This window comes from Paenibacillus sp. NPDC058898 (assembly GCF_049316025.1).
Classification (GTDB): domain Bacteria; phylum Bacillota; class Bacilli; order Paenibacillales; family Paenibacillaceae; genus Paenibacillus_AQ.
The window spans coordinates 212,453-226,115 of sequence record NZ_JBMOSM010000002.1 but is presented as its reverse complement, the minus strand read 5'-3'; the positions used below and the strand labels follow the sequence as shown (position 1 = coordinate 226,115).

Genomic DNA, 13,663 nt, shown 5'->3' with positions numbered 1-13,663 from the left:
AGGAGCACCTGGCTAACCCGAACAAGATATAATTCATATGTATCAGCAAACCAATATAGAAATAAAAGGAGCTAAGCTGAAGAGTTTAGCTCCTTTTATATTCCTGAATACCCGCGTTGCTGTTACAGGGTTGAGCTGAACATTTTAGTGCCGCGAGGCAGATTGCCGCGGTCATCAGGCTCGAGCGTAATGCCAATACCGTCGAAGACGAGGCTCTCCTCGGAAGCAACCGGCATTGACAGAATGCCTACCCCCTTGTCGTCGACGCGAAACGTACCCGCGCTCTTACGCTTGTTATCCCGGATAAGCCAGACCTGATATGCTTCGTTGCCGATTGTGGCCTTTGCCTTGAAAACATAGACGACGAAATGCTTGGATTTCCCGTTTTCGACCACGCCCGCGATTCCGTAAGCATCACTAGGGGCGGCGGTTTGCGGATTAAGCGTAATCAGTCGTTCGATTGAGGCCGCTGGAACAGTCAGTGCCTGCTCCAGGGAAGCGGGACTTGTCGTGATTCGTTTTTGATACAGAAGGTAATTCCAGACGGAGCTGGTGAGGACAATGGCCAGTAAGACAGCAACGGTAACACTCGCTGGAATCCGATGAATCGCTATGCGTCTTTTGCGGGCGGATACGTTATCATGGTTCTGTGAAGGCTCTGCCGCCAATACGGCATCCATCACTTGTTGTTTTAAATCACTTGGGGGCTCCAATCGTTCCATATCGGACGGAAGCGCCTCCCAAACCGTACGAAGTTCAGCAATTTCCGAACGGCAGCTGTCACAGTAGGGCAGATGACGCTCGAAGACCAGTTTTTCCCCATTTTTACAACTCCCGGCAACATAGTCCAGAATCAGGCCGCAAATGGTTGTTGGCTGTTCTTCCTCATGCATACATCATTCCTCCCTTTCCGAGGCCAAATACCTGCGCAATACTTTCAATGTTTGATGTAGACGGCTCTTGATTGTTCCAAGCGGCTGGTTATAGATTGCGGCCAACTCGCTTAAGCTGTAGCCCTGCCAGTAAAAATGCTCAAGCAGTTGAATTTGCTGCTCCGACAAATGCCGGTAAGCGGCGAGGAGTTGCTCCTTCTCCGATTCACGAATCGCGTTGTCTTCCGGTGAGGCCGCAACTTCGTCGGGAAACCGCTTCAACTTTTCCAAATCGAAAAAAACGACTTCTGCCTCACCTCTTCTTCTTCTCTTACGAAGATAATCTATCGTTATATTGCGCGTAATGGTTAACAGCCAGCTAGTAAATCGGCCTTTATCCGGATCGTAAGCGGATTGGGTGGTCCACAGACGAAGGAAGACGGCCTGCACGATTTCCCTCACAGCCGATTCGTCCCCGATCGCTTTCTGCGCAAAGGAATAGACGAGCGATGAATACCGGTCGTACAAGATGGATAAAGCATTGTGTTGCCTGCATTTTATTAGAAGCATGAGTTCATAATCGGAAAGATTCTGCATACCGTGCCTCCAGGTGAGTTCATTCAAAGCTCTATTTTTATCCTATCAAAAAAAATGGCAACCGGGAACCGATTGCCATTTGAGACAATTATGATCCAGCCTCGAGCTGTGCGCACTGTGCTTGACCAGGTTGTCAGCCCGCCTTACCGAGACCCATCACTGTTTTCAATCCTGAATGGGGCCTATCGTTGCGTTAACAAGAAAACTTCCATTCCCGTTAATGGAAAGTTCAAATTTTTTTTATAAATTACTTGATCCCGGTGCTGCTGGCGCTCCGGAAGCCTTTGCGGCCGTTGTCCCGTCGAATTTGGCCGGATCGATTACGAACCAAAGCTGGTTGAAATCATGTCCGGAGGTTGCGCCGTGCTCTTGATCCTTGGCGAAGTAGTATAACGGATACCCTTTGTACGTCAATTGCTTGCGACTGTCCGAACGGGTGATCGTGCTGAAGTCGGAGCTAGCGATTCCTGTAGGCACACTGTTTCCGGTAGCCATATAAGCAGGCCAATTGTCGATGCACTTGCCTTCGCATGTACTTGTTTGCGGTACGTCCTTATCGAAGTAATATAGTGTACGCCCATGGTCGTCAGTCAAATAGTTGCCCAGCTTGGAAGAAGTCCCGAGCATAACGGTATAATCGGGCTTGGCGACGAACCAGACGCCATCAAATGCTTCTCCTTTTATATCGCCACCTGCCATATCTTTTGCAAAATAATAGAGGGGCCAGCCTTTGTATGTCAGCTGTTTGGTGCCGTCCGTACGGGTCAGCACGGAGAAGTCAGCGGCATTCAGCTCTGCGGGAATCTGCAGATCCTCTGAGTAGAAAAGCGGCCAGTTTTCGATGCATTTACCTTGGCAGGCATTCGTATTTTCGGCGTCTTTGGTGAAGAAATAAAGCGTGCGTCCTGTCTTATCGGCAAAATATGTACCCAGCTTGGCGTCACTACGCAGCGTAATCCGTTCGCCCGAAGGGAGCTTGGCGTCGGCTGGGAGCACTTTACGCTCCTGAAGCTCAGAAAACAGCGTATTGTTTCTGGCTGACGTCGCTGACAATCCTTCCACAAGCGCCGTTGCAATATCGGTGTTCGTCAGAGTGACTGCGTTGGCAATTTGCATAAGGCCTTTAGAGGCTGCAAACGATAGAGTATCCGCATAATTAAAATCTTTCCCAACCCCGTATCCAAGGACCTCCAGTAGTACTTTATAAAATTGCTGGGCGCTGATTTCGGCTAATGGGTCGAACATGTTTCCCGTTATGCCTGCCCATCCACGCTCCGGGTGGTTTTTGAGGTAAGACAGGATAGCCTGGTTTTCAGTATCGACAAGGGCAGCATCTTTAAAATTGCCGTTTCCTTTGTAAGAAAGGGCTTCCTCCAAGTAGCCCTGAAGAAGGAGTGAAGTGATTGCAGCCTGCAGTCTCGTTGATTTTTTAGCTAAAAAGTCGACATTGACACTGTTTCCGTCTGCTTGGAGCAGACCGAGCTCTCTTGCTGTATCCACATCGGATTTCACTGTGAACTTCCCTTCTGCGGCGGATGCACTGGTTACTGGCAGAACAAATCCTGCGCAAATAACCAGACTGAATAGCACGGTGACGAATCGATTTTTGATTATCATCAAACAACCTCCCATAGGATAAAAATACATCTCATATCAGCTAACGAACGAAATGTCTTAGCGGTTCGAAAAAAATGTATAAATGATTTTGTCTAATAAATGTGAGCAAGTGATGAGCTTCTTCTTTATTTATCTTTAAATGACAGGACCCCTGTTTGTGGATAATTTGTTAATTCAGCGAAGGTTCCTTTATTTATTCTTCACCAGACTAATTTTCAATAGATTTATGAAACTTTCGAACTGTTTTGCAACTATAATCAAACCGTATACAGCCTCCCTTCGTTTCCTTTAATAATACCGGTAAATATCATGTATGAAATGGAGGAAGAATCATGAAGAAGACCGTGTTCCTATCAGCTCTACTGCTCTTTGTCATTACGGCTGCGGGATTGTCAGCCTATGCAGAAATGGATCCTAAGCCGGCGTCCCAGGCGACACCAAATTCCAGCCAAAGTGATCATGTCATCCGGGTGTACGGACCGGGCGGACCACTTGGACCAATCAAGGAAGCTGCTGAACATTTTTCAGCTGAAACGGGAATCGAGGTAGAAGTAACAGCCGGACCAGAGGGCAATTGGATCGGCCAGGCAAAGCAAGATGCAGATATTATTTTCGGTGGCTCCGAGTATATGCTGCAGGACTTCATCTTCAACCACCCCGAAATCATTGACACTAAATCAAGAACGGAGCTTTACCCGCGTGCTGCAGGAATATTGGTGAGGAAAGGAAATCCTAAGAAGATTGAAAACCTTGAGGATTTAACGAAAAAGGGAGTGAAAATACTCGATGTGAATGGGGCTGGCCAGCTTGGCCTGTGGGAAGACCTGGCAGGCAGAAAAGGGCTGATCGAAGGCATTTCCCAAAATATTAACCTTTCTGTAAAGTCGAGTGCCGAAGCCATTGAACGATGGAAATCGGATTCCAGCCTGGATGCCTGGATTACCTATGAATCGTGGCATTACCGGCTCCAGGATGTGACCTGCCTGGTCGAACTACCCGAAGAAGAAAAGCTCTATCGTGGAACGCCGATCTCCCTGACGAAAATCACCGATCAGAAAAAAGAAGCACAGCAATTTATTGATTATTTAAGAACGGAAGAATCTCATCAAATCTTTCAAAAATGGGGCTGGAAGTAAGGGCAAGCCTTAAGATAATACCGATTCAATAATGTAAACGTCGGACAATTGATGGGCAGTGTGCATTGATGTATGCGGACAGGAGATCCGCTATTTCCCAACAACAGTACCAAATTCAAGGATTCGCGGTCACAGAATCCGTTATTCTTGGCTTTTCCCTGTTTTTGCTGTGAAATGCCGGCCATAGTGGAACCCGTGTCCGCTTAACATTATGTTTAGCACCTTTGCTTACAAATAGCGGAATCACGGTCCACACGGCGTTGGTCTAATGGCTTGTTCCTCATAAAATCCCCCCTAAAGTATCATTGGTTTCCCATATGGGTTTCCAACAATATCTACCTTAAGGGGGTTCACTTAATTAAAATGTATCTTCAGCCTCTGCCTCTATATGTTCTCCGTCAGCAGTATCGCCTTCGCCGCTGATCCCCTGACCTTTTCCATTTCCAGTACCACGGCGATGAATTATACGCTGTTAGCTGGCTCGCGATAAATATCCGGATGCCGAGATGATCTTGGTGGATTTAGCTGAATACAACCTTGTTCTTGGGGATGGCCGGGATTATCGGGAATATGAGGGGGATACCCGCTATGTAGCTGAGACAATTATGGCGGCAGATGCCCTCATGATTGAGCGTCTGGTCGAAGACACGGTAATGCATTTGAATGTGGTGTCCGCGATCCAGGAGACCAAAGACGCAGCTTATGATTTTTGATTAGATTAGATGGCCAGATAAAGTTTTATAAATGATAAAGGGGCTATACTCCCTGCATGTTATTGCAGAGAGATGGCCCCATATTTAATCAGACTGCTGAATTCGGAAGCTTATCCGTTTTAACGATGGTTTCGATCTGTACGGTTCTGTATGGTTTTAGAAATGGGCGTTACTTGGGCTTGCGCAAGCCTTTGGGCAGGTGATTCTTGAGCTGGCCGCCGCTGGCTTTGCCCCAACCCAGAGATAATCCATCCGTGGTTACCAGCGTCCATCCCCGGTATTCGGAAGGAATGGAGATCACTTCTCCCCGCAAATAAGCAGCTGCCTCGGCAGAATCTGAAGGCAGATCCCAGCTGCGGGCAGCCAGGCCAGGATGCAAGGACATAGCAAGGGCATGCGCCGGTTCGATGCGGTTCTTCTTCAGATGAGCCAGATGCAGTCCTGCGCGCGGCATCTTCAATCCCTTTAGCTGCTTGTCATTCCATGCCAAGCTCTCGCTGACCGGAAGCCAGTACAGCTCCTCACCGAACAATATCGGAGTACCGCCGTTTAGCTCAAATCCAGGGATGTCCTGCTTCGCCCAAGCCTGATATTCAGCCAGAGCGGAAGGCGCAGGCGTTTGTTTGCTGCCTCGATTTGATTTTGCGGGAGATTTACTGCTGCCCTCAGAGTAACCGAGGTCTTCATGTAAAGCTCCGGCAGCCGCCGATTTGACCAAGATAGCAACAAAATGCCCCTCCCCTCGTTCCAAATGGGGCCACAAGCGCTTCATTTCATGCAGCTCCATATCGGGATACTGCGAAAGAATGTGCTCAATCATCTCTTCATTCTCGGCCGTGTTGAATGTACAGGTGGAATAAGCCAGAGTTCCTCCCGGTTTGAGCATCCGGTAAGCCTCCTGGACAATGTCCCACTGCCGGGCGACGCACAGATCCACATGTTCAGGCGACCATTCCTCAATCGCTGTGGCATCCTTTCGAAACATGCCTTCACCGGAGCATGGCGCATCGAGCATGATCCGGTCAAAGCAGGCAACGAAACGGCGGGATAGCTTATCCGGTGCCGCACTCGTAACGACTGTATTCATGATTCCCATACGTTCCACGTTCTCGGCCAGAATTCGCGCCCGTTCGGGGTGGATCTCATTGGAGACAAGCAGTCCCCGGCCCATCATCTTGGAGGCAATATGGCTTGTCTTGCCGCCGGGAGCTGCCGCAAGATCCAGGATGGTCTCTCCGGGCTGAGGATTCAACAGCTCGACTGCGGACATTGCCGAGGGCTCCTGAATATAATATAGTCCAGCGGCATGATAGGGGTGTTTGCCTGGACGCAAGCTTTCATCATAATAGTATCCGGTATCACACCAGGGCACTGGCGTCAGCTCGAATTGCCGGATGAGTTTATTTACGCTGTCTGCGGCATGAACCGCTTTCAGCCGATTAAGACGCAGCCCGTGGGTGCGGGGGAAATCATAGCTGTCCCAAAAATCGCACGAGGCATCCCCAAGAATATCATTCATGCTGGTGACAAAGCCAACAGGCAATAGTTCCTTTCTCATTCGTTATATTGCTCCTTCTTTAGAATAAGGTACATGCTGCAGTGTATGGAAAAGAAATCCCAGTTCAGAGTTCATTTCTTCTCTGGCTTTAAGGAATCGGTCATTAGTTTATCATGTTGCCGAGGGCGTAGTAAAGAAATGTCAAGCAAAAAAAAGACCGCCCACTTCATATAGTGGGCAGTCTGCGCCAGTGTTATCCGGCGGATTCCGTTGATTCGGTTGAAGAGGTTTTTAAGGACCGGTAATCGGATACCTTGTTTTTGCCGGTTGTTTTGGAATGATACATCGCTTTATCGGCTTGTTTCATGAGTTCATCGCCGCGAACGCCTTTGCGCAATACGCTGTAGCCGATACTGATGGTGACGATGCTCTCGCTTGCCACTCTGGCTCGGATGTTCTCGGCGACCTGCGCGGGTTTGACTTTGCGGTCAACCACCAGGGCGACCAATTCCTCGCCGCCATACCTGCCGGTAATCCCGATACCATCAAGCTCTTCCTCCATAATGGCGGCGACCTGCTTCAGTACTTCATCGGCTCTGGCATGGCCCTGGGTATCATTCAGCTTCTTGAAATTGTCGATGTCGCAGAAGATAGCGGATATCTTCAATTCCTGGGACGCGTAATGGTCCAGATACTTCATAAAATGCCTGCGGTTGTAGAGTCCTGTTAATCCGTCCGTAATGGCGGACCGGTAGATGGACTGCATCAGCTCGACAATGCGTCTGAACAGGATGAAGAATACGATGCTATAGAAAAGCACCGGCAGGGCGAGGGCGAGTCCCTGAAGCGCAGGAGACAGACTGCCAGAATAGGTATGTATGGATTGCAGGATAGCCGAGATGGCGTAGACGGCAAGTCCAATCGCATATTTGATCGGTTGTCCGATCCGCGGGGTGACTTTGGTATAAGCCAGATAGAGCGCAACGAGCTGAAAACCATCAAAATATATGCTTTGCCATATCGGGTCCAAGGTGTAAGGAAGAAATGAGGGAAGAATGAGCGGAAGCATAAGAAGTAGGGCTGACAACAAGGGAAGCCAATAATGCATGGTCTTGACTCTACGGTACAGCATGACAATCGAGACGTTCAGCAGGACAAACGAAAAAAGCTGAATGAAACGAAGGACGTCCGATTCCGGTGAAAAAACAGATTTTCCACTCCAAGCCGAATGGATGTTCAGACCCTCGTATGTCATAATGAAGAAGAAGGCTGCCGCCATATATATGTAAGCATTCTTGCGTTGCTTGCTGTACATAAAGAGACACATGATCAGCATCATAAGCGCGATATAAGCTCCGCATACAGCAAATATGGTAGGTAGTGGAGAAGTGGACCAGTAACTCAATTCATAGGACAAATCGATTCACTCCTGAGTAGGGATAGGTTTCCTTTAAATGAAACATATGTTCTAATATATCATATCGAAAAACAATGAATCTGAAAAGAGATTTAGAGAAAGGGGGATCCCCATGAAACTTCTTCAAGCATTATTCTTCCCTCCTGAACAGCCAGGCGGCGTCTCGTCCATGATTCCTTATTTGCAGGAGCGTTTTCATTCCTCTCGTTGGGAGATGGAGATGTTCTGGCTGCCCAAGCGGATCCGCAACAAAGGCCAGGAGGATCCGGTATTCCATACCTTTGATTGGAAAGAGTTCGAAGGGAGTGCGATTGTAGCGAAATACCTTCAAACCTACCGGGATTACCTGTGGTGGACACGTCTGCGTCTTCAAAAGCCTTATGATCTTATCCATAGTCATCATCCGATTGCAGGCATGTCGATGAAAGCCGTATTCCCTGAGGTTCCGCTCATCCAAACCGTGCATTCCAGTTACGAGCGCGAGCTCATCCTGAACGGAAGAATCAAAGAAGGAGGGCTGGAGCACAGATTCCTGGTCTCTTTATATAAGGAGCTTGAGTACATCAGCAACCGTTTGTTGACGGTGTCGAACTCCTTCAAGGATTATATGGCTCCCTACGTGAATACGCCCGAATCAATCGGGGTTATTCATAACGGATTTGATGATAAAAGATTTAAACCGGTGCCTCATGAAAATGCGGTACCGCAGTTGATTACGGTATGCCGTCTGGTACCTGCAAAAGGATTGGACATTCTGCTTCAAGCCTGCGCGGAACTGAAACGCAAAGGATATGATTACGTTCTTCATATTATCGGCGACGGACCTTCCCGACAGGAGCTCGAGGAGATCGCCAAAACACTCGGCATCTACCAGGAGACGATTTTTTACGGATATACGCTGCATCCCGAGGAGTTTATGCCGTTCTTTGATATCTTTGTCCTGCCTTCTAGAGCGGAGGCGTTCGGCTCGGTGTTCGCTGAAGCGGCGCTTAGTTGCCTTGCGCTGGTAGGCACCGATGTCGGCGGCATCGCGGAGCAGATCGAGGATGGGGTAAACGGCTTGCTTGTACCGCCGGAGGATCCGATAGCACTCAGTGTTGCGCTCGAGAAGGTTATCAGTGATCCGCTCTATCGTTATGAGCTTGCCCGGACCGCTTCGGATAAGGCGAAGAGTCAATACTCCCTGTCCAGATCCGTAAATGAACTGAAAAAAATGTATTTGAAATTTCAACCTACGATAGAGAGTTAGGGATCGGTTATGGCTTCTTTTCGATTTATGCATGCTGCGGATTTACATCTGGACAGTCCGTTTATCGGGATCAGCGGGCTCGATGACAACCTGCGGTCTTTCGTTCAGGAATCGACCTTCCGTGCGCTGGACCGGCTCGTGCAGCTCGCCATCGACCAACATGTTGATTTTATCGTCATCAGCGGGGACATATATGATAGCTCCAACATCTCGCTGCGCGCACAGCTTCGCTTCCTGGAGTCCCTTAACCGTCTGGGAATGGAAGGGATTGCGGTATATGTGATCCATGGAAATCATGATCCGCTGGACAGCACCAAGCTTACTATGACGCTGCCTCCCCATGTCCATGTGTTTGGGGCGGAGCCTGCAAGCGTAACAGCCGTTCGCCGCTCGGATCATCAAGAAGTGGCGGTCATTACCGGGATGTCGTATCCGACCTCGAAGGTAACCGATAATATTGCGATACGTTATCCTGCTCCGTCATCCGGTCTCTACCATATCGGACTTCTGCACGCGAACGTGGATGGGGATCCCCATCACGAAACCTATGCACCCTGTACGAAAAGGGATCTAATCCAGGCCGGATATCATTACTGGGCGCTCGGGCATATTCACTCCCGTCGAACTTTGCAGGAATCTCCTTTTATTGTGTATCCGGGCAATATCCAGGGACGTCATGTCCGGGAGACGGGACCCAAGGGATGTTATATCGTTGATGTGGATGGGAGCTTCAACACGAAGCTGAGCTTCCATGAGCTCGATTCCATGCGCTGGCACATTGTTGAAGCGCCACTTGATTCTTATCAGGATGTCGATGAATGGAGACGCTCACTGGAATCCATTCTCACCGAAATAGCCAGAGAGAACGCGGATAGGCTTAGCATGATCCGCGTTCGGATTACGGGACGAGGTCCGGTTCATCGTCAGCTTGAAGGCGGATATGTACTCGATGAGCTGCTGACCGATCTGCGGAGAAGAGAAGCCGCGAAGGGGCAGACATGCGGCTATCGGGGATGCGTCTGGATCGAGAGTTTCTCCCTTCAATCCGGGGACGCGATCGATACAGAGAGGCTGCTTGCGGAAGACAGCTTTGCAGGGGACTTGCTTCGTCTTGTTCGAGGCGAGCAGGGACGGGTTCAAGATCCTGATGGGGTTGTTGCCAAGAGCTTGGAGCCTCTGCTGGAGCATGCGGAGCTCCGCTCCTTGCTGGACGAGATTAATCCGGAGGAACTGCTGGAATGGGTTCGCAGAGCCGAGGAACTGACCCTAGGACTATTGCTGCGCGACCGTTCGCAAGGGGAAGGTGTCGGAACATGAGACTAGAGCGGATGAACATTCAAGGCTTCGGAGCTGTCCGGGACAAGAGCCTTGATATCGATGCCCCTGTAACCGTGCTGTATGGGCCGAATGAAGCGGGAAAGAGCAGTGTCCTGTATTTTATCCGAGCCATGCTGTACGGATTCCCGGGGAAGGGCTCGCCGGCAGAACGCGGCGAGCCTTCGGGGGAAGGCGTACACGGCGGCGAGCTGCGTTTTCTGGATAAGGAGGGAGTGCCTTGGGTGATCCGGCGCTACAGCCGTTCCAGAGAAGGACATTCAGCCACCGGCAGAGGCGAGCGCGTACATATTCATAAACTAGCGGATAACGGGATCGTGATCGAGCTTGGACAGCAGGAGCTGGAGCAATATGCCTTGGGCGGCGTGTCCAGGGATATGTTTCGTCAGTTGTTTGCCATCTCGTTAAGCGAGCTGCAGGAAATCCGCAGCCTGCAATCTGCCGAAATGAGCGGTTACCTGTTTCATGCCGGAATCGGCGGCGGGGCTAATATACTGGAAGCCGAACGCAAGTTGTCCCAGGAGATGGACAAGCTGTATAAGCCGCGCGGAAAGGTTCAGCATACCGCCAAGCTGCTGCAATCCATCGAGCATTTAAGAACCCAGGTTTCGGAGAGCAAGACGTACGTTTCCCGCTATAACGAGACCGTTACATCCATTCTGGAAATACAGGAACGGTTGAATCTTCTGGAACAGGATCGCAACAGGGACGCCGAGGATTTGTCGCTGCTTCGAAAAGCGCAGGACATTCGTCCGGCCTGGCTGGAATGGCGTGAGGCCAGGTTGGAACTCAAGGATCTGATGGACAGTGACAACTTTCCTCCGGATGGAATCCCCCGTTACGAAAAGATGCAGGAGGAAGAGCGTCTTCTCCTCGCCCAGTTAATCCGCGTCGAGCGGGCGATCGAGGACGTGGAGGATAAGCTGAGAGCCCTCCCCCTTAATGCGTTCATGGAACAGTATGGCGAACGGATTGAGGAGCTGTGGGCGAAACGAAGTCTGCATGAAACCGCAAACCGGGAGCTTGCCGAGCTTACGGCCGAATACAAGTCTCAGGAGATCCGGCTGGAACAGCTGCTCCGAGATATCGATCCGGCATGGACCCGGCAAGAGCTGCTGACTCTATCGGTATCCGCTCCGGAGCGCGAGGAGGTCCGGCGAATCAGTGCGGCCTTTGCCGGGTATGATCGCCGGATGGAGGCACTGTTCATTGAACAGCGCGGGGCCCAGCGTTCGGCGGCAGCAGCCGAATCGGCGCTGCGGGAAGCCAAGCGGCAGCTGCGCGAGGAAATGGATAGGGGACAAGAGGCATTTGCCATGATTCAGCCGGCAGCGCCCCAGGAGACCGCTGCCCTGTGGAATCAGCTGCAGCTGGAGATCGAGCGTTGGCGCGAACGGAGATTGACCCGGACACAGCCGGAACCTGCTTCCACACGCCAGTCGGGGAGGGGCCGATTGCCTCGGATGTACGCGGCTCTGCTGGCGGGAATGGCTGTTATGACATTCCTGTTGGTAGCCGTATTGCTATGGACATCAACCACGGAAGCTGCCGTGGTCTCAGGCATCGTGATGCTGCTCGGCATGAGTTATGTATTCTGGAGCGGTCTACGTGACCGGGAAGAACATGGTACGGTTTCGAATGAGATCAATAATATAGACGGACAGGGAACGGAACATATAGATCATCTCTATTCCAGGCTGGTCTCTGCCCCTTACGCGGCAGCAGCAGTGAGTACGATCCCGGGCAGTCGAAGGGACAAAAACGTTGTCCTGGCTCGCGACCCCTTCATGGTGGAGGCGCAGATGCGCGAGCTTCGATCCGTGATGGAGGGCTGGCAAGCATGGCGGCAGCGGCTCGATCGACTGACGTCCGATTGTGCGGCGGCTGAGGAGAAGGCTGCGCTGCAACAGGTTGAATTACAAACGGTTCAGGGCGCCATCGATCAGGAAGAGAAGCGATATTTGGAGCTGGAGCGGCAGTGGGAGGCTTGGCTTATGTCCCGATCACTCCCGCAGAGTCTGTCGCCTGACGTGATGCTGGACGTATTCGTCAAGGTTGAGCAGGGGCAGGAACTGATCCGGCAGCAAAAATCACTTGGCCTGAAAATGGATGTGCTGTTAAAAGAGGCGGAGGATTATATCATCCAATGCCATGAGATCTTTGCGGCGGATCCCCAGGGAGACGCTAACGGCAGCCGAATCCCAGCCGTCGCTGAGCTCGGCAACGTACATTCCAGATGGAAGAGCTATCAAGAGGATTCGAGACAGAAGAAGGTCCTTGCAGAGCGTGTTCAAGAGCTTCGCAAAGAGGGGTCTGCGATAGAAGAGGAGCGGGAAGCGCTGCAGCTGCGTAAAGCGGCTCTGATTGCATCGTCTCAATCGGCAGACGAAGAAACCTTTCTTCGTATGGGAGCTGCTGCGAAACGCCGGGAGGAACTTGTACGCACGATCCGCCATCACGAAATTACCATGTTCAGCGGCTGGGATGATGCGGGTCGCCGGCAGCTTGAACAGCTGCTGGAGCTGACGGATGCTGCGGAACTTGAAGCTCAATGTTTCAAGAAGGAGGAAGCCGTATCCGCCGCGCTCCACCTGCGGGACGAGCTTCAGGAACGGCGGGGGCGGCTGCTTCAGGAGAGAGAGTCACTGGAAGCCGCGGGGAACCAGGATTCCGCCCTGCAGCAGTTGGAGGAGCAGCGCTCGGCCCTGAGGGAATTAGTTTCGCAATATGCGGTACGTTCGATGGCCACCGAATTTATCAAACGTACACGCCGCATGTACGAGGAAGAGAAACAGCCGCAGGTGCTGCAGTTGGCTTCCCGCTACTTCTCCATACTGACCGGCGGCATGTACAGCCGGATGGTCATGCGGATGGGAGATCAGAGTCTGCTGGCAGAGCGCCCGACTGGTGAATTGGTGGAGAGCAGCAGGCTAAGCCGCGGCACGGCGGAACAGTTATATTTGGCGATGCGGCTCGGTCTGATTCAATCGATGCCACATGCGATGGGATTGCCGCTATTGCTTGATGATCTGTTTGTTAATTTTGACGGTGAACGGCTCGGACATGCGCTCGAGCTTCTCGGAGAATTGTCGCAAGACCGGCAAGTCGTGATGATGACGTGTCATCGACATGTAGCAGAGCAGACCATGAAACGCATACCCAATGCACAATTTATCACGATGTAGTCATAAGAAGGGGCTTCCCAAGGGCAGGTTTATCATACCTTTGG

At 51.1% G+C, this 13,663-nt stretch carries 10 protein-coding genes; 5 read left to right on the top strand and 5 right to left on the bottom strand.

The annotated features are described in order from the left end of the window. Window positions 1-122: 122 nt before the first annotated feature. The 3 genes from ACOZB4_RS05235 to ACOZB4_RS05225 form a co-directional block, all read right to left on the bottom strand. A complete protein-coding gene (locus tag ACOZB4_RS05235; RefSeq protein ID WP_379414322.1) occupies window positions 123-893 on the bottom strand; it encodes an anti-sigma factor domain-containing protein in 771 nt (256 codons plus the stop codon). Between the two features lie 3 nt (window positions 894-896). Beyond that, window positions 897-1,469, bottom strand: coding sequence for an RNA polymerase sigma factor (locus ACOZB4_RS05230; protein WP_379414323.1), 573 nt, complete (start codon window positions 1,467-1,469; stop codon window positions 897-899). A 240-nt stretch (window positions 1,470-1,709) separates the two neighbouring features. Further along, complete coding sequence (locus tag ACOZB4_RS05225; RefSeq protein ID WP_379414324.1) at window positions 1,710-3,086, bottom strand: hypothetical protein; 1,377 nt, start codon at window positions 3,084-3,086, stop codon at window positions 1,710-1,712. Window positions 3,087-3,418: 332 nt separating this feature from the next. Between ACOZB4_RS05225 and ACOZB4_RS05220 the strand changes: the two genes are divergently transcribed. Both ACOZB4_RS05220 and ACOZB4_RS05215 read left to right on the top strand, forming a co-directional pair. Then, window positions 3,419-4,222, top strand: coding sequence for a substrate-binding domain-containing protein (locus tag ACOZB4_RS05220; protein WP_422759499.1), 804 nt, complete (start codon window positions 3,419-3,421; stop codon window positions 4,220-4,222). Between the two features lie 515 nt (window positions 4,223-4,737). Continuing rightward, window positions 4,738-4,935 carry a hypothetical protein gene (locus ACOZB4_RS05215; RefSeq protein ID WP_422759498.1) on the top strand — a complete coding sequence of 66 codons (198 nt, stop codon included), beginning with the start codon at window positions 4,738-4,740 and terminating at the stop codon, window positions 4,933-4,935. 169 nt (window positions 4,936-5,104) lie between these two features. On the opposite strand, the gene ACOZB4_RS05210 is transcribed toward ACOZB4_RS05215, so the two are convergent. Together ACOZB4_RS05210 and ACOZB4_RS05205 are read right to left on the bottom strand one after the other, a co-directional pair. Beyond that, window positions 5,105-6,493 (bottom strand): RsmF rRNA methyltransferase first C-terminal domain-containing protein, encoded by a 1,389-nt coding sequence (locus tag ACOZB4_RS05210; RefSeq protein ID WP_379407021.1) that lies wholly within the window; start codon window positions 6,491-6,493, stop codon window positions 5,105-5,107. A gap of 193 nt (window positions 6,494-6,686) precedes the next feature. Further along, window positions 6,687-7,850, bottom strand: a complete 1,164-nt coding sequence (locus tag ACOZB4_RS05205; protein WP_379407022.1) for a GGDEF domain-containing protein — start codon at window positions 7,848-7,850, stop codon at window positions 6,687-6,689. 112 nt (window positions 7,851-7,962) lie between these two features. On the opposite strand from ACOZB4_RS05205, the gene ACOZB4_RS05200 reads away from it, so the two are divergent. Genes ACOZB4_RS05200 through ACOZB4_RS05190 form a run of 3 tightly spaced genes read left to right on the top strand, consistent with a single transcriptional unit; the run spans window position 7,963 to window position 13,619 of the window. Continuing rightward, the gene (locus tag ACOZB4_RS05200) at window positions 7,963-9,099 is read left to right on the top strand and encodes a glycosyltransferase family 4 protein (RefSeq protein ID WP_379407023.1); all 1,137 of its coding nucleotides are present in this window, start codon (window positions 7,963-7,965) and stop codon (window positions 9,097-9,099) included. 9 nt (window positions 9,100-9,108) lie between these two features. Then, complete coding sequence (locus tag ACOZB4_RS05195; RefSeq protein ID WP_422759497.1) at window positions 9,109-10,416, top strand: metallophosphoesterase family protein; 1,308 nt, start codon at window positions 9,109-9,111, stop codon at window positions 10,414-10,416. Between the two features lie 11 nt (window positions 10,417-10,427). Beyond that, a complete protein-coding gene (locus ACOZB4_RS05190; protein WP_422759496.1) occupies window positions 10,428-13,619 on the top strand; it encodes an AAA family ATPase in 3,192 nt (1,063 codons plus the stop codon). Window positions 13,620-13,663: the final 44 nt, after the last annotated feature.